Source organism: Flavobacterium azooxidireducens (assembly GCF_023195775.1).
Lineage (GTDB): Bacteria > Bacteroidota > Bacteroidia > Flavobacteriales > Flavobacteriaceae > Flavobacterium > Flavobacterium azooxidireducens.
In genome coordinates this window covers 1,756,465-1,778,832 of sequence record NZ_CP096205.1, presented here as the reverse complement: position 1 = coordinate 1,778,832, position 22,368 = coordinate 1,756,465, and the positions used below count along the sequence as shown (strand labels likewise).

The following is a 22,368-nucleotide window of genomic DNA, read 5'->3' as shown; positions in this document are numbered from 1 at the left end:
ATTTTATTTTAATTGACTATTTTCAATCAACTATTCCCAATTTATTCCATCCCAAACCACACTTTTAACCCCTAAAAAATACTACTTTTGAATTTTTAGAGTTAGTATAACTATGTTGAAAAATTGCTTTTTAGGGATGTTGCTGCTGATGGTTTCCGGGTTGTGGGCTCAGGAAAGCGAAACACCTTATAAAAAGAAAAAAATTACCGTTTCAACGGATACGATTTCGCTCGAAAAAGTAAGCATTAACAAAGAGTTCTTTAAAGTTTTGAATGGGAATGGCAATCCGATTGACACTACTTTTTATAACGTTAACTTTCAAAAAGGAACTCTTGTTTTTAAAAATAATTTTCAATCCAACGATACATTAACGGTTCGCTACCTCGCTTTTCCGGAATATTTAACCAAAACGTATAGCGTTTATGATGAAAGTAAAGTGGTTCCCAACTCCAGAGGAAATGGTCAATTATATTCACTTTCCAAAGATCGAGTCAACAACTTTAAACCGTTTGACGGACTCACCACTTCAGGAAGTATTACAAGAGGAGTAACCATTGGAAACAATCAAAATGCCGTAGTAAACTCCAATTTAGATTTACAAATTGCCGGAAAATTGTCGGATAAAGTGAGTTTGCGGGCTTCTATTCAAGACAGTAATATTCCGTTGCAAGAAGGCGGCTATTCGCAAAAATTAGATGAATTTGATCAGATTTTTATCGAATTATATTCCGACAAATGGAACATTCGTGCCGGTGATTTATTTTTAGAAAACAGACAATCTCGTTTTTTAAATTTCAATAAAAAAGTACAAGGTTTATCCACACAATTTCGTCTGGGCGAAGAAGGAAACAGAACCACAATTTTTGCGTCGGCAGCTCTCGTCCGTGGACAATATGCCAAAAGCACTTTTGTGGGTCAGGAAGGAAATCAAGGGCCGTATAAACTTCGTGGTAACAATGGCGAATTGTATGTCTTGGTAATTTCCGGTTCCGAACGCGTTTTTGTCAACGGTGTTCTCTTGCAACGTGGCGAAAACAATCACTACACTATTGATTACAATGCCGGAGAAGTTACATTTACTTCGCTTTTTCCCATCAATTCCGAAATGCGAATTAACATTGAATACCAATATTCCGACCGCAGTTTCACCCGATTTGTCACCTATGGCGGCGTAACCCACGAACGCGAAAAATGGAGTATCGGTGGATTTATTTATTCTGAAAATGATGTAAAAAATCAACCTTTACAGCAGGATTTATCCGAAGAACAAGTTGAAATTCTCAAAAATGCCGGCGATAATATCAATTTGATGAATGCTCCTTCTGCTTATGTGGATACCTATTCGGAAAACAAAATTCTATATAGAAAAATACTCATTTCGGGTGTGGAAGTCTTTGAATTTTCTAATAATCCGGAAGAAGTTTTATACAATGTTCGCTTTTCTTTGGTGGGAAATAATCAAGGAAATTACATCTTAGCCAACAACCAAGCGGTGGGCAGAATTTATAACTATGTTGAACCTATTGGTGGTATTCCGCAAGGAAATTATGAACCTATTATTCGACTGATTGCTCCGACCAAAATTCAAATTGCTACGGTGATGGGGAAATACAATCCGTCAGATAAAACAAATGTTGATTTTGAAGTGGGAATAAGCAACAATGATTTGAATTTATATTCCAATTTAGATAACGACGACAACCAAGGAATTGCCGGAAGACTTAATGCCAGCCAACGTCTTTTTACCAAAAATTGGACGTTGGATGCGTTTGCGAATGTGCAATTTGTGGATAGAGATTTTAGAACAATTGAACGTTTGTTTACGATTGAATTCGATCGCGATTGGAACTTGACTACTCCAACCGGAAATCAAAGTTTGGTAATTTCCGGACTTCGATGGAATCATCCTGAAAAAGGTTTTGCCAATTATCAATTAGAAAAATTGGACTTTTCGGATAATTTTTCAGGAATTCGGCATGTATTGAATGGTCGTTTTCGTCACAAAAATTGGACGCTTGTAAACAATAGCAGTTTGATGAAAAGTGATGGTTCATTTGCCAATTCAACTTTTGCCAGAAGCGAAACTCAAGCCAAATATGATTGGAAGAAAAATTGGGTTGGAGGAAGTCTTCGTCTGGAAGACAACAGTGAAAAAATCGTAGCCACCAATACTTTTTCTCCACTTAGTCAACGCTTTTTGGAATATGGCGGATTTGTAGGAAGAGGCGATTCTACAAAAGTTTTTATGGAAGTGGGCTATTTGCATCGGGTGAACGACAGTTTGCAAAACGGTTTTGTGCAGCGGGTGAATCGTTCGCATTCTTATTATTTAAAATCACGTTTGCTGCAAACCGAAAAAAGCGATTTGAGTGTTTTTGTAAACTATAGAAATCTACAATTTGAAGATAATGCACGAGCAGATGAACCTTCGCTGAATTCACGCATTTTGTATAACGATCGTTTTTTTAAGCAGTTGCTTTTGCTTACTACAGCTTATGAAACGGCTTCGGGAACTTTACCACAGCAAGAATTCACCTATTTGGAAGTAGAACCCGGCCAAGGAGTTTTTATGTGGAATGATTACAACGGCAACGGAATTCAGGAACTGCAGGAATTTGAAATTGCTCCGTTTCCCGACCAAGCCAAATATGTTCGTGTGTTTTTGCCGAATCAGGTGTTTATTAAAACCCATCAAAACAAGTTTTCGCTTTCGCTTACGCTGAATCCATCCATTTGGCAGAATGATACCGGATTTAAGAAATTTTTGTCTTATTTCTATAACCAAACTTCGTTTTTAATTGATAGGAAAATTGAACGTAATTCGGATAACTTCAACCTCAATCCGTTTGAAAGTGATGAATCGGAATTATTGGGATTGAATTCGAGTTTTATGAACAGTTTCTTTTACAACAGAGGGAAACAAAATCATTCGGTTACTTATTCTATTTTAAATAGTAGAACCAAAAATTTGCTTTCCATCGGTTCACAAGAAAATAAAAATTTTGCTCATCAAGTGCAATATGCTCACTTATTAAAAAAGAGTTGGTTGTTTGCCTTATCGGGAAAAACGTTTACCACCGAAAGCATTTCTGATAATTTTCCGGCTCGAAATTTTGATATTTTAGGCTATCAAATTGCTCCGAAAGTGAGTTATTTATTTTCGAAAAACACGAGTTTGGATGTATTTTATGAGATTCAAAACAAAGAAAATCAGTTGGGTAACAGCGAAACGTTAAATCAGAGTAGATTAGGAACTTCCTTCACCTATGCGGGCGAGAAGAAATTTACGATGAACGGAGAATTTTCGCTTTACAACAATAATTTTACCGGTGATGAATTATCGGCGGTAGGTTTTCAAATGTTGGAAGGACTTCAACCGGGAAGAAACCAAACGTGGCGATTATTAATTCAAAAAAACTTGACACAATATTTAGATGTGAATGTGAATTACCAAGGAAGAAAGAGCGAAACCAGTGATACAATTCATACGGGAAGTGTTCAGTTACGGGCTTATTTTTAAGACAATTTGTTAAAATAAAAGCCATTCATTTTTAAATTATTATATTTGAAATTGAAAAAAATAACCTTATGAAATCAAAATCGATACTACTTTTCCTTTTGGGAAGTTCACTTTTCTTTACTTCTTGTAAAAAAACAGAGGAAGCACCTGCTTCTACAGAACAAAAAACAGAAACAACGGCAGGCGAAACACCAGCAACAAATGATGTTTCGAATGTAACCACAACTCCTGCTCCGGCAGCTACACAAACAGCAACTCCGGCAGGACAACCGCCAAAATTAAATCCGCCACACGGACAGCCTTTTCATAAATGTGAGATTGCAGTTGGAGCACCTTTAGATGGTTCTGCTCCCGCACAAGGAACTACTCCTGCACCGGTTCAGCAAAATGCACCGAAATCATTTTTTAAAACAGTTCAGAGCGAACAACAAGCTAATCCGGCTCCGGCAGTAGCTACAGCTCCAAGTCCGCAAGCTACTCAAATTAGTTCGAAAGCTAAAGATGGTGTTGTGAGTGATGCTAACTCTAAAACTACGATTACCACCACAACTAATTCAAACACACCTAAACCAAAAAATAATCCGGCACATGGTCAACCGCATCACCGTTGTGATGTCAAAGTAGGTGATCCTTTACCGGATGCTTAAAACAAAAAAAACCGCAATCAAAATAGACTTGCGGTTTTTTTGTGGAGAAGATGGGACTACTTACAATGCAATATTACAACTTCTGAAAACCACTTCAAAAATTGATTTACTACTTATAAAATCAATAATAACAAAGCTTTACAAACATAATCCTTTTTGTTTTAAATTGCAATAGATTTAAACAAATTGCATTTTACCGTACAAATACCGTACATTTTATTTATATTTGTATTACTGTAATACTTTATAATATGGCAACGGTTAATTTTATGTATCGCTCAACTAAGGAAACGGCAAATCTACATTTACGTTTACTGTATCGTTTCGACAATGCAGATTTTGTTTTTGGTGCAAATACGAAATATGAAGTATCAAAAAATTACTGGAATGAAAACCATGTACCGGATAAAAAAACAAAAAAGATTAAAGGAACTAAAGAAGTCGATATTATCAATAAAAGACTGGAAGTAAACAACGAACTCAACAAAATTGAAAACCACATTTTGAGAGCCTTTAATTCTGTTAATCCTGATGAGATAAATAAAGAATGGTTACAAACTCAAATTGATTACTATTACAACCCACCTCAACAAATAGAAAAGCTTCCGACTGAATTAATTAAATATTTACTTCACTACATAGAAGTTAAACGTACTGAAGTAACCGAAAGCACAATAAAGAAATGCAACGTTATCAAACAACTTTTAACGAGGTATCAAAATCACTACAAAAAAACTCTTTTAATTACTGATATTGATGCCGGATTTAAAACGCATTTTGAAAATTATTGTTTGTCAAATGACTACGCACCAAACACAATAGCACGAACTATTCGTTTCATCAAAACGATTTGTAAACACGCAAAATCAAACGGACTTGAAACCAGTTACCAATTAGATAACATCAAAGTAAAATATTCAAAAATCGAAAGTATTTATTTAACCGAAAAGGAGTTAAAAGCAATAGAAGAAAAAACGGATTTAGTTGACCATTTAGATAATGCAAGGGACTGGCTTTTAATTTCATGTTACACAGGGCAAAGGGTTTCCGATTTCATGCGGTTTACAAAAAACATGATACGTTATGAAAAAAACAAAAAAGACGTTTTAGTTCCTTTGATTGAATTTACTCAAAAGAAAACAGGCAAAGAAATGACCGTTCCATTATCGCAAAAAGTAATTGCTATTTTGGATAAAAGAAATGGAGAATTTCCGAGAGCCATTTCAGACCAAAAATATAATGACTATATCAAAGACGTTTGTAGAGAAGCGAAAATAACACAAAAAGTAAAAGGGAGCAGAATAGCAGAAACCGAACCCGAAAGCGGTATTTTTAGAAAAGAAACCGGAACTTTTGAAAAGTGTGATTTAGTAACTTCACATATTGGAAGACGTTCATTTGCTTCAAACAATTACGGAACTATTCCAACTTCATTTTTAATTTATGTTACCGGACATAGTACGGAAGCCATGTTTTTAAATTATATCGGTAAAAGCAATAAAGATATTGCTATGGAATTGACAAACTATTTTTAAAAATAAAGTTTTAATTTAACATGCATTTCGTACATTTCATACATTGAATATTAAAGTAATATGAAGATAATAAACATAATAGATTTACAGTTAAGAGAGATTTTAAAGCTTCTAAAGGAGGATTTAAAAAATTCAAATATTACGTATAATTATTTAATTTGTGAAGCTGAAACAAAATTTCTTGATTCAACTTCAATGAAATTATACTTAACAGAAACAAAAATTGAAAACGAAACTTTGTTACAGATTATTTGTGATAATTGCGTTAAAATTGTTGAACTATGGAATATTGATTTTGAAGTATTACCTGATAAAAAACTTAAAGAACATTTTTTTTATTCGGATGAGAGTAAAGACAAATTATTTAGTACAGATATAGATTTTCATGCTATTTATTTGTTTGTAGATAAACTTCAATTTTTCAATACTATTTATGGAAAAGAAGCATTTGTCAAAAATTATGAATACAAAATTGTACCCATTCCTGAAATAGTCTCAAATTGTATAAATATTTACAACTTTATCAAACAAAGTTACCCTGAAATAAATTCTGACTTTACACCTGAATATTATTTTAATCACTATAACAAAACAAAAAGATTTGCACTACAATCCGTATTAAAACCGTATTCTAAAAGTGACTTTAAAGAATTTAAAATTAATTTAGAAAATTACTTAATTAGGTATAGATTTATCTTTGACAAAATAAATGAAATTGATAAAATAGAGTTTAAACAAGATATAATAGACCATCTAAAAAATGTAACTAACAACCAAATACATTCAAAATATAATGTTTTATTAATTGATGCTATTGAGAGAATAGAAAACAATTTTCAGTTAATAAAAACTTCATTAATTGATATTCCTAAAAATATAATACCTCAACCAAACGAGATTAGTAAACCTAAAAAACTTAAAAAAACTTTACTCGAATTTTTTCATAATATTGAAAACAAAGAAAAATTTATACAGGAATTAAAAAATCTATTTCCAACGGAACAAGGTAAAAGTATAAAAGCAATAGTACTAAAATTAGTTGAAGTTCAAATATTGATTTATGGAACAAAAGAGTTTTTTCAATTTTACAATGAATTAAAAACATATTTTAATCGTGATATTGGAACATACCAAAGTATTAACGATGTTAAAACAGTAGATAATGAAACCGCACAAACAGTTTATAAAAAACTTAATCCTTTGATAGCCAAGTATAAACCAAATTAATGCAAATTGCACAACTTGTTTTCGCTTGTATACAAGTTTAAACAATTGAAAATCAATGTTTTAGATTTTATTTGTCTATATTTTTGTTGCTCACTCAAAATAATAAAACAGTGCAACAAAATTCAATCTTACTACAAAATGTAAGTCCCGAAACATTAACCGAGTTAATTAAAGAGGGCGTTAAAAGTCAATTAGATGACTTTAAAAAAGACCTATTAAACCAAAACGCAAAAGAAGACCTACTTAGTAGGGAGCAAGTTTTGGAATTACTACAAATCAACGCATCGACTTTATGGCATTGGCAAAACAGTAACAAAATAATTGTTTACAAATTTGCCAACAAAAACTATTACAAGCGAAGCGAAATTTTAGAAAGTTTAACACCACTTAAAAAATAAAGGCTATGAGTACCACAAATACACAAAGCCTTGATTTTAAAGTAAATGAACAGGGCAAAAATAAGCTATTTCAAACTCAATTAAAAACCATATTTGAGTATTTAAAGAATAACACCGCCACCGCTTCAATGGTAGCGGAAGCCACCGGAGTACCTCAAAAATCTATCTGCCGTTACAAAAGGGATTTAGAAAAGCAAGGTTTACTTTATGAAGTTGAAAAAAGGCATTGCAAACTAACTGGTTTTAGAGCCTATTATTTAACTACAAACCAAGATAAAATGCCAAAGTCTAACCAAACTAAATTGTTTTAGACTATGGAAGCAAATCGAAGCAAATACGCATTATCTTTTTATGATAAGCAAACGGCAGTAAGAAATGGAGCAAACGAAATTTTACCGGATGCAACCACAAACGAAAACATCAGTAAATTTTATAATTGGTTTTCAGATGCAAGTCAAAGGCAGAATTTAGAGAAAAGTACTAAATGGTTTGATGCCTACATTAAAGAACTTTTAAAAGAATGTAAAAAACCATTACGGTTAAACATTCCTGATGAGTTAATTATTCAAATTGAGAATTGCGAAAGCGAAAGCGAATTAAAAAAATGTATTGATAATAAAACAGAAATTTTGAGTAAAAACAACCTTAAATCTTTAATCACAAATGATATTATACAGCATACTAATAGTATTGAACCAATTCAGAATACTACTGATGAAATTTTACAGGAACTTATTAAAAGCATCGGGCAAATAGATTTTAAAATACTGGCTTTTCCTGATATTGAAAAGGTAAAATCTGAAATTGAAACCTTAATTCCATTTGTTTATAATGAAGACGGCAGTTTAAATAAAGAAAACAAAAAAGAATGGGAGCAGTACAAAGAACTCACTAAAAAACTGGAAAGTTACCGAGTAGGTAAAAACCATTATTTAATACTTTGTATTGAACAACTTTTAAAAATTGCGGTTGCAAATCAATGGGGTTTATGTAAAAAGAATGGTTTTATCTATTTGTATAACGGAAGTTACTGGAGCGAAATAGATAAAGAGTGTTTTCAATCTTTTTTGGGAAACGTAGCTTTAAAAATGGGAGTAGAAAAATTCAAATGTAAAATTCATACGTTCAAAGATGAGTTATTCAAACAGTTTATGGCAGACGCTTATTTGCCTACACCAAAAACCAAAAAGAACAATGTTTTAATCAATTTACAGAATGGAACTTTTGAGATTACACCAACAAAGCGAGGTTTAAGACCATTTGAAAGTAAAGATTTTATAACGCATCAACTTCCGTTTGAGTATGAACCGGAAGCAACCGCACCACTATTTCAAAAGTACTTAGATGAGGTTTTGCCCGATAAGGACAAACAAAAAGTTTTTGCAGAATATTGCGGTTACATATTCATAAAACCGAGTGTTTTAAAACTTGAAAAAATGTTAATCTTATACGGTACTGGAGCAAATGGCAAAAGTGTATTTTTTGAGATACTTAACGCACTTTTAGGAACTGAAAATATAAGTAACTATTCTCTACAAAGTTTAACGAATGATACAGGTTATTTCAGGGCAAAAATTGCAAACAAGCTTGTAAACTATGCAAGTGAGATTAACGGCAAACTGGAAACCGATATTTTCAAACAAATGGCATCAGGCGAACCAATAGAAGCACGTTTGCCCTATGGAGAGCCATTTATTTTAAATGAGTATGCAAAGCTTATATTTAACTGTAATGAGTTACCAAAAGATGTAGAACATACAAACGCATACTTCAGACGGTTTTTAATTATTGGTTTTGATGTAACCATACCGGAAGACAAACAGGACAAGCAGTTACCACAAAAGATAATTAATAACGAATTATCAGGCGTTTTTAATTGGATTTTGCGAGGACTTGACAGATTACTGGAGCAAAAGAATTTCAGTAAATGTGAAGCAATAGAAAACGCACGAACCAATTATGAACGGCAAAGCGATAGTGTAAAAATGTTTATTGATGAGTATGAATATAAAACTTCAACGGATTACACCGCAATAAGTACATTGTACAATCAGTATAAAAGTTTTTGTATTGAAGACGGTTACAGACCAGTTAGCAAGTCGAACTTTATGAAGCGTTTACACCATTTTAAAATATTGGTAAATCGCATCAGTATCGGAAACGTGGCATACATTACAACCGACAAAGACAATGTTATTTAATGGAAGCTTTTAAATATTCATTAGATAAGAGTAGTAAAAAGTATGTTTGCCCTAACTGTAACAAAAAGACTTTTGTTTTATACATTGATACAGAAACGGGCAACTACTTAACTACTGATTTTGGCAGATGCGACAGGGAGCAAAACTGTAATTATCATAAAGCACCACCAAAGGGCAAAAGAGCTTTTTTAATTGATTTTATAACGTTAAAAAGCATAAGTGATAAAGCGTATAAATTAACCGATGTAAACGGCATTATTTCAATTGTTCCAAAATCACAAATACTGGAGCAGTCAAAAAATAATTGTTGGATAACTGAATGGTTTTTAAAAACATCAATTATCAATTATTTGAGTAGTGAAAGTAAGTATTTCAATACCGGTTCGGCTGTCATTTTGAATGAAGTGATAAATAATATCTCGCTATCTGAACGCACGTGTAATAAAGAGCCAAGTTTTCACAGTTTGGAGTTATTGGATAAGATGTATTTTGACAATCCACAAATTGACAATTTAACGGAATTTCTTATAACCAAATTTTCAAAAGATGAGGTTTTTAATGCTAAGCAAAATTATTTCATTACTGGTACAAATCACTTTTGGAATAATGCAACGGTATTTTGGCAAATCAATAACAAAGAACAAATACAGGGTGCTAAAATAATGTTATACGACAGATATACAGGCAAAAGAACAAAAGAACCATACAATCATATCAACTGGTTACATAAAGCCATTAACGACCCTAATTTTACCCTAAGACAAAGTTTGTTTGGATTGCATCGTATAAATGAAGACTACCAAAAGACAATTGCAATAGTTGAAAGTGAAAAAACCGCAATTGTAATGAGTATCTTTTTACCGGAGTTTATTTGGTTAGCTTCGGGAAGCAAAGGCAACTTCAAATTTGAACTATTAGAACCAATAAAAAAACGAAATGTTATTGCGTTCCCTGATAAAGGAGAGTATAAAAATTGGTTAGATAAAGCCACCGAATTAAACGCCTTTGGCTTTAAAATCGCTGTTAGTGATTTGATAGAACAAACGGACTTTGAAAACGGTTTTGATTTGGCAGATTATTATTTTGAAAATAATTTTTGAAAATGCGGTTTTCCGTAAAACTGTTAATTTGAAATACTTACATTTGATAAATTTAAACTTTAAAAATATGGAAAAATTACTCCCTTATTTGTTTTTTTTACTATTCTCAACCTCCGTTTTAGCTCAAAAAAAATTTGTAATAATTTCAAATTCTAAAATTGGGACTGTAACTTCTGAATATGTTCAAACCATAAATTTAGACAATAACGACACTACTTATCTCGTTTTTTGTAGTTTCCGGAATGCAAAGTATAAGCACATTTCAGTTGATAAATCGATAAGCTTTTTAAATGATGATGATTTAAAGTCGTTTGTAAAAGATTTGCAGAATGCTTTGATAGAAATGGAAAACAAAGTTAATATGGACTGGACAAGAGAAAACTATGGTTTAAGTTTGTATGACAATGGTAATAGATTGTTTTTAAGGGAAAAACCATCAAAAGGAAATGGTTACACTACTCTCACAAAAAAGCAAGTAATAGAATTTATTGCTTGGCTTGAAGCAATTGATTTTGGTAAAGGTTAATTTAAAGAACCTCAATAAAATAACAGTCGAAAATCAAAATAGAACGTTTTTTTTGTATATTTATTCCTTAATAATTTAGGTTATTCTTTATGGGACGTTATGGCAATTATCCAAAAACAGTAGAAGACTGTAAAGTAATAAGTATTTCAAATTTAAAAAAATGGAATTACTTTACTTGTTATGGTAACAAAAGCGGTTCTATTAATTGGAGTAGAAACGGAGTTCGGACTTCGAGTATAGGTATTGAAGTTACTTTTACTGATGCACAAAAATTTATTATTTTAGATTATAAAACGAATGATGAAAGCATTCGTTATAAAGTAAATATAATAGCAAAGCCATCAAATTTAGGCAAAGGCGAAGTATATTATTTTCTTTGTCCCAGTACCGGCAAAATTTGTCGTAAATTGTATTTTGAAAGCGGTTATTTTTTACACCGTACAGCATTTAGAAATTTAATGTATGAAAGACAAATTGAGAGCAAAAAGAACAGAGAATTACTAAAGGTACTGGATGCTTCATTTATTCCTGATGAGGTTTATGGTGAACGATATAAACCATACTTTAAAACTCATTACAAAGGCAAACCAACAAAACGGTATGTAAGACTTCAAACACGAATCAATATTGCAGACAGTTATCCACCTGATACATTTGAAAGATTGGCTATGATGTAATTGATTAATCAATACGAAATCAAAATCAAAGCATTACGCACGCAAGAGGGATTTTAAATTAATGTAACAAATGCACAAAATGAAGCGAAAAAAACAATCTTTTTTCAAACCCAAAAAAGCATAAAAACACACTTAAAAATCGCTTACCGTACATTAATCGTACAATTTGAATAAACAAAAAATCGTAACTATCTAATTTATTGATAATTACGATTTTTATAAGTGGAGAAGATGGGGCTCGAACCCACGACCTTTTGGCTGCCAGCCAAACGCTCTAGCCAACTGAGCTACATCCCCAAGGCGGAGGCAAATTTAATTAAATTTATTTTAAATCATACCATTTCCTTTTTTAATTTTTTAAAGTCTTTTATGTCCTTTAAATTCATAATTTTGTTTCTTAAATTAAATATTTCAAATAGCAATGAAAAGTCTACTTTTTCTGGTTCAAGCTGCTAATTTAGAAGACAAACTTAAAAATGCACCTGATGATTCCTATCAAATTGGATTAATCATAGGTTCTTTTGTTCCATTTATCGCTCTGGTTGCAATTGCCTATTGGATGTATTATGCGGCTAAAAAAAGAGAAAATAACCCATAGCATTTCCTATCTTTGTAACGAAATATAAGTGAAATGGCAAAAATTAGAATAACCAAACAATTTAGTTTTGAAACCGGACATGCTTTGTATGGCTATGATGGTAAATGCAAAAATGTGCATGGACATAGCTATAAACTTTCGGTAACGGTTATCGGAATTCCAATTGCAGACAATTCAAATGTGAAATTTGGAATGGTTATCGATTTTGGTGATTTGAAAAAAATTGTAAAAGAAGAAATTGTTGATTTGTTTGATCATGCCACTGTTTTTAATCAAAACACACCCCATATTGAATTGGCCGATGAACTGAAAAAACGTGGTCATCATGTTATTTTAGTTGATTATCAACCAACAAGCGAAAATATGGTCGTTGATTTTTCTGAAAAGATTAAGAATAGACTTCCTAATTCAATTGAACTACATTCCTTAAGATTACAAGAAACGGAAACATCATTTGCAGAATGGTATGCTTCTGACAATGATTAAAATGATTTTTCCCTATATATACCCCGAATCTTCAAATGAAAATTCGGGGTTTTATAATCTATTAAGTTAAACAATCTTACTTCTTCACAATCAAGAATTCGCTTCGTCTATTCTCTGCGTGTTGTTCTTCGGTGCAAGCCTCTTTACAGTCTACTTTTGGTTCTGATTCGCCCATTCCTTTGCCTGAGATTTGATCTTTCGAGATGCCTTTTGACAAGATGTATTGAACGGTTGATTTTGCTCTTGCATCTGATAATCTCAAGTTGTAACTGTCGCTTCCTCTATTATCTGTGTGGGCTTTAACTAAGATAACCATGTTCTTGTTGTTTTGCAATACTTGAACCAGCTTGTCTAACTCAAAAGCTCCTTCTTGGGTGATGTTACTCTTATTGAACTCAAAGAAAATTGATTTTAATACTACTTCTTTATCCGTTACAATATCTTCAATTGGGTTCAACGAAGCTTCCACTTTTCTTGATTCGCCTTTGCTAGCTGCTACAGGGAAGGTGTTGCTCTCATAACCGTCTTTGGTGGCTTGAATCGTATAGGTTTTGTTACATTCTACATAATACGCCACCTCGCCATTGGCTCCTGTGGTTTCTGTTGCAATCACGTTTTTCTTTTCATCTACAATGGCTACTTTGGCATTGGCTAGTGCTTTACCTGTTTTAGCATCGCTAACAAGTGTAATTACTTCTACCCCACAAACCGGAGTGGCTAGGTAAATATTGTCTACACCAGAGCGGTTAGTGGATAAAAATCCGATGTTTTTCTCTGCATTTAATGAAAATGCAAAGTCGTCTTTCTCACTATTTACCGGTTTGCCTAAGTTGGTTGATTCGCCTTTGGTCATATCATACGCAAAGACATCTAATCCGCCAAAACCTTGTCTGCCGTTTGAAGCAAAATAAAGCGTTTTGTTGTCTTCAGTTACAAATGGGAAGTTCTCTTCGCCTTCTGTATTTACTTTTGAACCTAAGTTCTCTGGCTCACCATAAGAGCCATCTGCATTAACAGCTACTTTCCAAATATCTGTTCCGCCGATACTACCTGGTCTGTTTGAAGCAAAGTACAACGTTTTTCCGTCTTTACTCAAAGCAGGGTTTCCGGTTGAATAGGTATTGCTGTTAAATGGTAATTGCGTGATGTTTGACCATTTTCCGTTGGCCATCGTAGCTTTATACAAGTTTACTTGTCCTAATTTAGCATTGATGGATTTGTCTTTTTCAAAACCACCTTTTTCTTTAAAGCTTTCGCTTGAAAAGTAAATCGTGTTTCCGTCTGCACTAAGTGAAGATGGTCCGTCGTGCCATTTCGAATTCAAATCTGTTACCGTTTCTGCATTAGTGATGGTTCCATCTACGTTATAAGTAGCTTTGTAAATATCCAAAAATGGTTCTTCGTTCCAACCGTAGGTTTTTCTGGCTCCGTTTCTGGCACTGGTAAAGTAAAGGTTGTTTTGGTGCAATACCGCTCCAAAATCTGATTTATCACTGTTGATATCCAATGGCTTAATGTCAAACTTCTTTTGTTTGTCTAACAAGCTTGGAAGATAATTTGGGTTGGCTTTAAAATCCTTTGCTCTTTGATCGTTTGGTGCTTTTGAGGCAAAGGTTTGCATTTGTTTGTTGGCTTCTTCATACTTGCCTTGTGCTTTTAGCATTTGGGCATAGCGGTGGTATGTTTCAGCATCTTGTGGTGTTTCAACAGCTCTGGCATACCAGGTGGTGGCTTCGGAGGCGTTAAAGGTGTTAAAATAGCTGTCGGCCAATTGTTTGTAAACATATCCGTCAGCTTTACCTTTTTCGGTTAGCTTTAAGTATTCTTGTGCCGCATCAACGTATTCTAATCGCTTGAAAAGCTTATCGGCTTTTTGCGTGTCTTTATTCTGTGCACTAAGTGGTGTAAGGCTTAAACTTACAATACTTAGAATCGATATATATATTTTTTTCATCGTTTGAATTGCTTTTTAGGTTAGAAAAATCGTGGTGAACGGGATACTTTCTTCGGGAAGTTTACATCAAACAACAAGAAAAACTCGTGCGAAGAAGGGGTGGTAATATTTAAATCCGATACGATATGATCATACGCATATCCAATACGAAGATTTGGTGAAATGGCATAGTTAACCATGGCTCCAAAACTGTCTTCTAAACGATAAGTGGCTCCAATTTCAAACTTCTCGAAAAACAAAAAGTTGGTTGATACATCTAGTGAAGTTGGTGCATTAAAGGCTGACTTTAACATCGCAAAAGGCTTGAATTTTGTGTTTGGACTTAAATCAAACACGTATCCTGCTGTTAAAAAGTAGTGGGATACTTCTGAACCAAATTGTCTTTCTTCTCCGTTATCTCTTAAATCTAAGTGTTTTGATTTTAGCATGTTTGGCACCGAAAAAGCTACATAATATTTATCGGTATAATAAAATATACCTGAACCAATGTTTAAATAGGTGTTGCTCACGTTTTCACTAAATGCCGGATCGTTTGGATCTGGAACATTTCCGTTTCCAATTTGATCAAAAAGACCTACTTTATGAAAGGTAAGTCCTCCTTTTAATCCAAAAGCTAATTTGTGTTCGCCTCCTAAGTTAAGTGTATATGAGAAGTCGGCATACGCATTGTTCTCTTCTACGGGTCCAATTTTATCGGAAATCACACTCAATCCTAATCCAACGTTTCTTCCCACTGGCATGTGACCGGAAAAGGTGGCTGTGGTAGGAGAATCTTCAATATCTACCCATTGTTTTCTGTAAAGTAATCCAAAGGATAGGTTTTCTTTACTTCCTGCATAAGCAGGGTTAATTACGTTCATATTATACATGTACTGTGTATAATGTGGATCTTGCTGGGCTTTGGTTTCTAAGAAACTGATCGCGGCGATCAATGTTGCAAAATATATTTTTTTCATTTCTTTATAGGGTTTATTTTTTAAAACTCACCATTACTTTTCTTTAGTAATGGTGAGTTATGTATATCTACTAACGCTCTCTGTTGATATAAATCCAACCTGTTTTAGCTTCAATGTTATTGAATTCTATCACAAAGTAGTACGTTCCATCCGGTAATTCGTCGCCGCCGCTGCTTTGACCAACCCACTCATTGCTGTAGTTTCCTCTACTGTATACTTTTTTACCGTAACGGTTATAAATAGAGAGGGTTCGAACATCAAATGCTGTTAAATCAAAGAAATCATTCAGTCCATCACCGTTTGGTGAAATACCTTTTTGAATGCCGCAATTGTTAATTACTACTTCAAACGAAGTCTCATCATAACAACTACTTGGTGAACCTGCTGAAACGTAAATCGTTTGACTTTCTTCAACAGCTTGTCCTGCAACTAACTGAGTTCCGGTTTGGTTAGGTCCTGTATAGTAAACATTACCAACTGCTATTTCCGGTAAGAAGTAACGACCACATTCTTCTACATCGCTTAGTTCATCTGCTTCTACCGAGATAAAAGTTACAGTAAAACTAGATTCTGACGAACAGCCTGCTAATGTGCCTGCTGCAAAGATATAAACTGTTTGAGGTGTATTGCTAACCGGAATTTCAGTAGTAAGCACATTACCCGTTCCGTTTGGTCCTGAGTAATAAACTCCATTGGTTAAGGACGGAAGAGGGAATGCTCCATTGGCAGCACAAACCGTTTGGTCTACTCCAGGATCTACTGCCGGACGGGCAACGATTTGAATCGTTACTGTTTGCCCATGTGCACATCCTGTTGGATTAAAGGTAACCTCTAAAGCGTCGTTGTCAACACTTGTGTCAACCACGCCTTCTGAAGTGATTCCGGCTCCGCTCCATGTTCCTACGGTTCCTTCTAATGAAGTAGTTGGCAAGGTTAATTCTTGTCCAACACAAACCGGATTTACTGCATTGAAATTTGATGGGATTTTTGCTGTAATAGTTACATCTATAAAGAAATTACTCGCACATTGACCTGCATCTGATGTAAAGGTGTATCGAACATCTACTGCTGGAGCTGAAGTATCAATTGTATCATTAGCCCATTCACCTGTTATTCCATTGTCTGATGTAGTTGGTAAAGCACTTACTGAATCTCCTTCACAATAGGTTAATGCGATGTTAGCAAATAATGGTGCTGTTGGTGCATTTACTGTTACTGAAACTGTAGTAACATTGTTACATTCTGCATCAGGTGTAAAGGTATATACAAATGGTTCATCTCCACTTGCTACAGAAGTATCAATTGTTCCGTTGTTCCATGTTCCCACCACACCATTGTCTGATATAGTTGGCAAAGCACTTACTTCTTCACCCAAACAATAAGTTGTTTGTAATGATTCAAATGTAGCTACTACGGTGGCAGTGATGTTAACTGTAAAATATACCGCTATAGCACACTCAAATAATTCTGCATCCGGTGTAAAAGTAAACGTAAATTCACCTCCTGCACTCGTGTCTACAGCTCCTTCCGGTGTGATGCCCGTTCCGCTCCAAAGACCAACTACTCCGTTTAAAGATGTTGTTGGTAAAGTAAGTACTGAATCTTGACAGGCTGTTACTGGGTCGAAGGTGGGTACAGAGTTTTCAATAGATATAACAGCTACAGTGGTTGATGCTGTATTTGTACATCCTCCAAAATCAACAGTAACTTCATAAATACCTGCTGTTGTTACAGAAATAGAACTTGTTGTATCCGGTAGTGGATTAGTGTCTACTGTCCACGTATACGTTACAGAGTTAGGATCATAATTGATTGGAGTAACTTCAATAGTTCCTATAGCTCCTTCACAAATAGAAAAATCAGGAGTTATTGTAAATTGAGGTGTTAAATCTTCAACGATTAACTGGAAGTTATTTAATGCAAAACAATCTCCTATAGCCGGTGAAACTCTTACATAAATTGTTTGAGGGTTTATGGTGTTGTTGAAAGCTGTTGGGTTAGTAATAATGTTTTGATTAAGCGTTGCATCTACTTCTGTTAAATAGTAACCGATAACATAATTATCTCCTAAAGTTGCTGTTAAAGGCTCATCATTTTCAGTTAAATCAAAAGTACCAAATCCTGATGCACTACAGAAGTATAAATCATTTGGTTCACCGGTTTCAAAATCATCGAAAAATTCGATTACAATAGTATCAGAGCCAGTACACTCAGAATTCAATAATTGTATTTCAACAGTATAAGTGCCGGGTGAAGTTACTAAATAGGAAGGTCCTGTTTCTCCTTCGATTACTCCATCTTGGTTAGACCATACAAATGAATAATTATCAGGACTAAGACTAGTATCTAAAAGTTGTTCATCTCCGGGGCAAATTGCATTACCTTCCGCTACTAAAAAGTCATCTCCAAGATTTACATTTCCAATATTAAAACTTCCTCCTTGAATAAATACGGCTGAATCATAAGATCCATCGCCAAAAAAATCACTAGGGCTAAAATCTGCTATTGCTAACTTAATATGATACTGTGTTCCGGGAACAACAATTGCTGATGCAGTTAAAGGTACTGTTAATCCGTTAAAAGCAGTTGGAGCTGAAAGATTAGGCAATCCATTTGGATCTCCATAATATTGACCAAAATATTCTTCATTTTCAGAAATGCAATTATCGTTATATAATTGATTTTTAATGGTTGTAGCTGAAACCGGTATGTTGGTGTCAGGAACTACAGCTAAATTTGTAGTAATTCCTGTTGTTAGGTCTGTAAGTAAAAACGCAAAGACGTCTGAATATTGACATTGATATTGTCCATATTCTTCCGAAGCAAAAATAAAGTTAAAACTAAAATTAGGGTCTAAGGGAATAAAATCAAATTCTAATAGTGTAGCATTTGATAGAGAGAAGCCACTAATACCTTGACCAGCTAAAACAGCATCTAAATCAGCATCTCCTCCCCAAGAGTCTAGTGCTTCTGCACCATCACTTAAAATATCAAATTGTACATTTGGCCCGGGTGCTCTGTCAGCATTTCCGGTTGTAAGGATTATACCTTCTTCAAATTGGAAAGAAGAATTGTTTTTATTAAAATAACCAATACCATTGGTCGATCCAAAATTAGTACCCGTTGAATAAGTGATATTTGATACCGTTGCACACGTTGAATCCAATAAAATATCTTGCACTAATTGTTCAACTGTATATAGAGTTGTACTGGTTGAAATTGGAGGAGGAATAGTGCCTATACAAACATTAAATGTAGTAGTTTGAGGCCCTGAAAGCCATGTGTAAACTCTAATTTTATAAGTTTGACCGGGTATTAGGTTAGTAGCAACACTTTGGTTATCATCACTACAATTTATTTGTGTTAAATTCCCACAATCATCTCCTTCATATAAAATATGATACAAATCTCCCGTTGAACCGGTAGCGTTCAATAAATTAATTGAATGATTGGCCGTTACCGCTACAAATTCAAACCAAACATCATCATCGGCAGTTCCGCTAAATTCACAATCATTTGGTTGCGAAGAGCCAGTGGCTCCAATTACTGTTCCGCTCACTACTTGTCCACAATTAGTATCCGGATTAACCGGAATAGGAATTGCATTTTCACATTCATCATTCACAATTACTGTAACAAATGCTCTTGGTCCAGACCAATTGCTCAAATCATCTTCTGCACAAATAGCTCTAACGTAAAACACGTAGGATGTACCTGGATCTAAATTTGATACGGTTAATGTTGGTTCATCAACAATCTCTCCGGTATCCGTTGGAAGCGGAGCAGCAGAGCCAGCCGGCAAGATGATTACTTCCCATGATGTTGCTGTTCCAATTTCGTTCCAAGTTAGAGTTGCTCCGGTTTGAGTCAAATCAGAGGCAACTAATGTATTTGGTTTAGGGCACGTTGGCGGGGTACAACTAACAAAGCCATTGTAAAGTGTTGTTCCAGCTAAATTTCCTGACCCATCCTCCATTATATATAGTGATTCGTCAAAAGGATCAATAATCTCTATTTCAACTTCATTTGCAAAAAACCCTGCGTTATTCCAAAATAAGTCGAAAGGTAAGTTGTCACATAATGGCACAGTAACATCTAATGGTCCTGTACCTGAAGGAAGGTTTAATGTAGCGACAACAATTCCATTTTGTCTAACTTGCATTGTTGCTCCTTCCCATCCAAAGCCTACATCAGTTAGTCTAAAAGTATAATTGCATTGATCTTCAACAGGACAAATGGTTGTGTTAAATGTTAAGGCTGTTGACCAGTTTCCTGTTCCTGTTGCACAAATGGCTCTAACATATACATCGTAAATAGTAGCAGGTTCTAATCCGGTAATTAAAAATGGATTATCTTCAGTTAGCGTTCCTGTGTCTGATGCAGAAGGTGGGGTTGATGGAGAAGGCAACCAGATTACTTCATATTCTGTTATGCCCGGTACAACAGACCATTGAACCTCTGCAGAGCTATCTGATATTTGACCCGCAACTGTTGCTAAACCCGAGGGAGCCAAACATTCAGGCACACCACATTCTACCAACGAATCTGTGTATAAAACCGTTCCTACTAATCCACCTGAACCAATTGGAGTTGTGTGAACTATTTGATTTGAATCGTTTAATATTTGTATTCCAACCTCTCCCGGAAATCCTCCACTTGTAACCCAAAATAGATCAAAAGGCAAACCATTACATAATGGCACTATAACATCTACAGGTCCGGTTCCGCTAGGAAGGTTTAATGTTGCAACAACAATTCCATTTTGTCTAACTTGCATAAATGCTCCTTCCCAACCTAAGAAATCATCCGTTAATCTAAAAATATAATCACACTGCTCAGAAGCCTCACAAATAGTTGTATTAAACAGAAATGGTCCAGACCAAGCACTAAATGTTCCGTCACCACAATCTGCTCTCACATAATATTGATAAGCAGTTGATTCGGTTAAACCATCTGCTAAAAAGTTTGAGTTTGTATCTGCTGTTTCACCTGAACCACTTGGTATTGGAGAACCTGCAGGTTGCACAGCAACTTCCCATGATGTGGCACCACTTGGGTTAGACCACGATAATTCTGCACTGGTCTGACCAATATTGTCTGCCGAAAGTGATGCAGGAGGTGGGCAATTAACTACTTGTAATGTTAACGTATATGCAACACTCTGCGGTGTAGCCCAAGTTGAAATAACAATGTAGTATGTTTGACCAGCTGTAACTGGCAAGTCTATAACCCTTGGTGTTTGATCACTGCTTGCTACACCAGCAATACAACTAACTCCAACATTATCACAACTATTATAAACAAATAAACCAGAATATGTTCCGGTAGGTGTCATTGTAATATTTACAACGCCATTATTTTGAGCGGTAAACGAATAAAAAACATCGTCACCATTTAAAAAGCCGTTATCACTTCCACATCCTGTTCCGGGAGTTCCACTCACATCATCACCATATGTAGATGTGTTGTCTGTTGTAGAATAGGGTAATGTTGCTATCTGTATAGGAGCATTACAAGTTTGACCCGGAGACGTTGTTAAAAAGTTTGCAGGCCCAACCCAATCACTATTACTTTCATCACAAACAGCTCTAACAAACACTTGATACTGAGTTGATTCAGACAATCCAGTTGCATTAAATGTAGTTCCTGTAACTGTTTCACCTGAACCGGTTGCTGTATTGGGAAATTCTACAATTTCAACTTCAAATTGAGAAGCTCCCCCCGGGTTATCCCAAGTAATAGTTGCTCCGTCTAATGAAATTCCTCCAACTTGAATATTTGTAGGTTCTAAACATCGCTCTACCAAACGAACATCGTCAAGAATCCATCTATCTCCAGTTGGAGTTGTAGTTGGTTGATTAACTAACATTACAAAAGCAATGTAAATGTCTTGGCCGGCATATCCGGCTAGAGCAAGATCTACTGTCTTCTCTTCACAAATATTGAAGATCACATTTAATTGTGCTTCAGTCCACTGAGCTACAATTTGGAAACCACTGGTTTGAGAAACAGTAGAAACTCTAATTTGATATGTTGTGTTATCAAATCCATTAATTGTTGAACGCGTTGAAAAGAGCAATTGTCCATTAGTAGGTACGGTTACTTGATTGGTTACTAACCATTTTTCAGAGGTGTTACCAACGCCAATGTTTTCCCTTCCGTTAACATAAGCAGAAACTGAACCCTCACAAATGGTAGGCGGTGTTGTTACTGTTGAAATGGTAGTCCATAAATTGGCTCCAAACGAATTGTTATATACTGCCCATCCGGCGGGAATTCCACCCTCAAAATTTTCTTGAGAGTAAGAAATCGTCCCGGTCAGTAAAAACAACAGTAATAATAAAGTAATTTTTTTCATAAAATAAAGAAGTTTAGGTTGTTGTTCTCGAATGACCAAAATAGTAATTATTCTTAAATATTTCTTAATGAAAGAGCGATTATTATCTGATACACAATAAAATTCACAAAAAGTAATTAAAATGTTTGTTATTTCACAAAAGCATATTTTGAGAAAAAATAAAATTAATTTTTAAGTATTTAGTA

The 22,368-nt window shown here is 34.6% G+C and carries 15 protein-coding genes and 1 tRNA gene; 12 read left to right on the top strand and 4 right to left on the bottom strand.

The window, feature by feature from the left end; all coding sequences use genetic code 11:
* Positions 1-112: 112 nt before the first annotated feature.
* The 10 genes from M0M57_RS07840 to M0M57_RS07795 all read left to right on the top strand — a co-directional run bounded on the left by M0M57_RS07840 (position 113) and on the right by M0M57_RS07795 (position 11,831).
* On the top strand, positions 113-3,520 hold the full coding sequence (locus tag M0M57_RS07840) for a hypothetical protein (protein WP_248436624.1): 3,408 nt from the start codon (positions 113-115) through the stop codon (positions 3,518-3,520).
* A 68-nt stretch (positions 3,521-3,588) separates the two neighbouring features.
* Positions 3,589-4,167 (top strand): hypothetical protein, encoded by a 579-nt coding sequence (locus tag M0M57_RS07835; RefSeq protein ID WP_248436623.1) that lies wholly within the window; start codon positions 3,589-3,591, stop codon positions 4,165-4,167.
* Positions 4,168-4,418: 251 nt separating this feature from the next.
* The gene (locus M0M57_RS07830) at positions 4,419-5,702 is read left to right on the top strand and encodes a tyrosine-type recombinase/integrase (RefSeq protein ID WP_248436622.1); all 1,284 of its coding nucleotides are present in this window, start codon (positions 4,419-4,421) and stop codon (positions 5,700-5,702) included.
* A 60-nt stretch (positions 5,703-5,762) separates the two neighbouring features.
* Positions 5,763-6,929, top strand: coding sequence for a hypothetical protein (locus M0M57_RS07825; protein ID WP_248436621.1), 1,167 nt, complete (start codon positions 5,763-5,765; stop codon positions 6,927-6,929).
* Positions 6,930-7,039: 110 nt separating this feature from the next.
* Positions 7,040-7,327 carry a MerR family transcriptional regulator gene (locus tag M0M57_RS07820; RefSeq protein WP_248436620.1) on the top strand — a complete coding sequence of 96 codons (288 nt, stop codon included), beginning with the start codon at positions 7,040-7,042 and terminating at the stop codon, positions 7,325-7,327.
* 5 nt (positions 7,328-7,332) lie between these two features.
* Entirely contained in the window at positions 7,333-7,638 is a 306-nt protein-coding gene (locus M0M57_RS07815; RefSeq protein ID WP_248436619.1) for a hypothetical protein, read from the top strand.
* 3 nt (positions 7,639-7,641) lie between these two features.
* The gene (locus M0M57_RS07810) at positions 7,642-9,528 is read left to right on the top strand and encodes a DNA primase family protein (protein ID WP_248436618.1); all 1,887 of its coding nucleotides are present in this window, start codon (positions 7,642-7,644) and stop codon (positions 9,526-9,528) included.
* Entirely contained in the window at positions 9,528-10,628 is a 1,101-nt protein-coding gene (locus M0M57_RS07805; RefSeq protein ID WP_248436617.1) for a DUF6371 domain-containing protein, read from the top strand. The genes M0M57_RS07810 and M0M57_RS07805 overlap by 1 nt, the downstream gene beginning before the upstream one ends.
* 67 nt (positions 10,629-10,695) lie before the next feature.
* Entirely contained in the window at positions 10,696-11,154 is a 459-nt protein-coding gene (locus tag M0M57_RS07800) for a hypothetical protein (RefSeq protein ID WP_248436616.1), read from the top strand.
* Between the two features lie 89 nt (positions 11,155-11,243).
* Positions 11,244-11,831, top strand: coding sequence for a hypothetical protein (locus M0M57_RS07795; protein WP_248436615.1), 588 nt, complete (start codon positions 11,244-11,246; stop codon positions 11,829-11,831).
* Between the two features lie 223 nt (positions 11,832-12,054).
* Here M0M57_RS07795 and M0M57_RS07790 read toward each other — a convergent pair.
* Positions 12,055-12,128 (bottom strand) — tRNA-Ala (locus tag M0M57_RS07790).
* A 124-nt stretch (positions 12,129-12,252) separates the two neighbouring features.
* Between M0M57_RS07790 and M0M57_RS07785 the strand changes: the two genes are divergently transcribed.
* Together M0M57_RS07785 and M0M57_RS07780 are read left to right on the top strand one after the other, a co-directional pair.
* On the top strand, positions 12,253-12,429 hold the full coding sequence (locus tag M0M57_RS07785) for a hypothetical protein (protein WP_248436614.1): 177 nt from the start codon (positions 12,253-12,255) through the stop codon (positions 12,427-12,429).
* Positions 12,430-12,462: 33 nt separating this feature from the next.
* Complete coding sequence (locus M0M57_RS07780; RefSeq protein ID WP_248436613.1) at positions 12,463-12,915, top strand: 6-pyruvoyl trahydropterin synthase family protein; 453 nt, start codon at positions 12,463-12,465, stop codon at positions 12,913-12,915.
* Between the two features lie 76 nt (positions 12,916-12,991).
* Here M0M57_RS07780 and M0M57_RS07775 read toward each other — a convergent pair whose 3' ends face one another.
* The 3 genes from M0M57_RS07775 to M0M57_RS07765 all read right to left on the bottom strand — a co-directional run bounded on the left by M0M57_RS07775 (position 12,992) and on the right by M0M57_RS07765 (position 22,183).
* A complete protein-coding gene (locus tag M0M57_RS07775) occupies positions 12,992-14,869 on the bottom strand; it encodes an OmpA family protein (protein WP_248436286.1) in 1,878 nt (625 codons plus the stop codon).
* 20 nt (positions 14,870-14,889) lie between these two features.
* Positions 14,890-15,825 (bottom strand): PorP/SprF family type IX secretion system membrane protein, encoded by a 936-nt coding sequence (locus tag M0M57_RS07770; RefSeq protein WP_248436287.1) that lies wholly within the window; start codon positions 15,823-15,825, stop codon positions 14,890-14,892.
* Positions 15,826-15,895: 70 nt separating this feature from the next.
* Positions 15,896-22,183, bottom strand: a complete 6,288-nt coding sequence (locus tag M0M57_RS07765) for a choice-of-anchor L domain-containing protein (protein ID WP_248436612.1) — start codon at positions 22,181-22,183, stop codon at positions 15,896-15,898.
* Between the last annotated feature and the right edge of the window lie 185 nt (positions 22,184-22,368).

Bases quoted from the DNA above. Each gene is read 5' to 3' on its own strand.
- M0M57_RS07830 (WP_248436622.1), top strand. From the start codon at position 4,419: ATGGCAACGGTTAATTTTATGTATCGCTCAACTAAGGAAACGGCAAAT.
- M0M57_RS07775 (WP_248436286.1), bottom strand. From the start codon at position 14,869: ATGAAAAAAATATATATATCGATTCTAAGTATTGTAAGTTTAAGCCTT.
- M0M57_RS07800 (WP_248436616.1), top strand. From the start codon at position 10,696: ATGGAAAAATTACTCCCTTATTTGTTTTTTTTACTATTCTCAACCTCC.
- M0M57_RS07770 (WP_248436287.1), bottom strand. From the start codon at position 15,825: ATGAAAAAAATATATTTTGCAACATTGATCGCCGCGATCAGTTTCTTA.
- M0M57_RS07840 (WP_248436624.1), top strand. From the start codon at position 113: ATGTTGAAAAATTGCTTTTTAGGGATGTTGCTGCTGATGGTTTCCGGG.
- M0M57_RS07765 (WP_248436612.1), bottom strand. From the start codon at position 22,183: ATGAAAAAAATTACTTTATTATTACTGTTGTTTTTACTGACCGGGACG.
- M0M57_RS07835 (WP_248436623.1), top strand. From the start codon at position 3,589: ATGAAATCAAAATCGATACTACTTTTCCTTTTGGGAAGTTCACTTTTC.
- M0M57_RS07795 (WP_248436615.1), top strand. From the start codon at position 11,244: ATGGGACGTTATGGCAATTATCCAAAAACAGTAGAAGACTGTAAAGTA.
- M0M57_RS07780 (WP_248436613.1), top strand. From the start codon at position 12,463: ATGGCAAAAATTAGAATAACCAAACAATTTAGTTTTGAAACCGGACAT.
- M0M57_RS07825 (WP_248436621.1), top strand. From the start codon at position 5,763: ATGAAGATAATAAACATAATAGATTTACAGTTAAGAGAGATTTTAAAG.
- M0M57_RS07815 (WP_248436619.1), top strand. From the start codon at position 7,333: ATGAGTACCACAAATACACAAAGCCTTGATTTTAAAGTAAATGAACAG.
- M0M57_RS07810 (WP_248436618.1), top strand. From the start codon at position 7,642: ATGGAAGCAAATCGAAGCAAATACGCATTATCTTTTTATGATAAGCAA.
- M0M57_RS07805 (WP_248436617.1), top strand. From the start codon at position 9,528: ATGGAAGCTTTTAAATATTCATTAGATAAGAGTAGTAAAAAGTATGTT.
- M0M57_RS07785 (WP_248436614.1), top strand. From the start codon at position 12,253: ATGAAAAGTCTACTTTTTCTGGTTCAAGCTGCTAATTTAGAAGACAAA.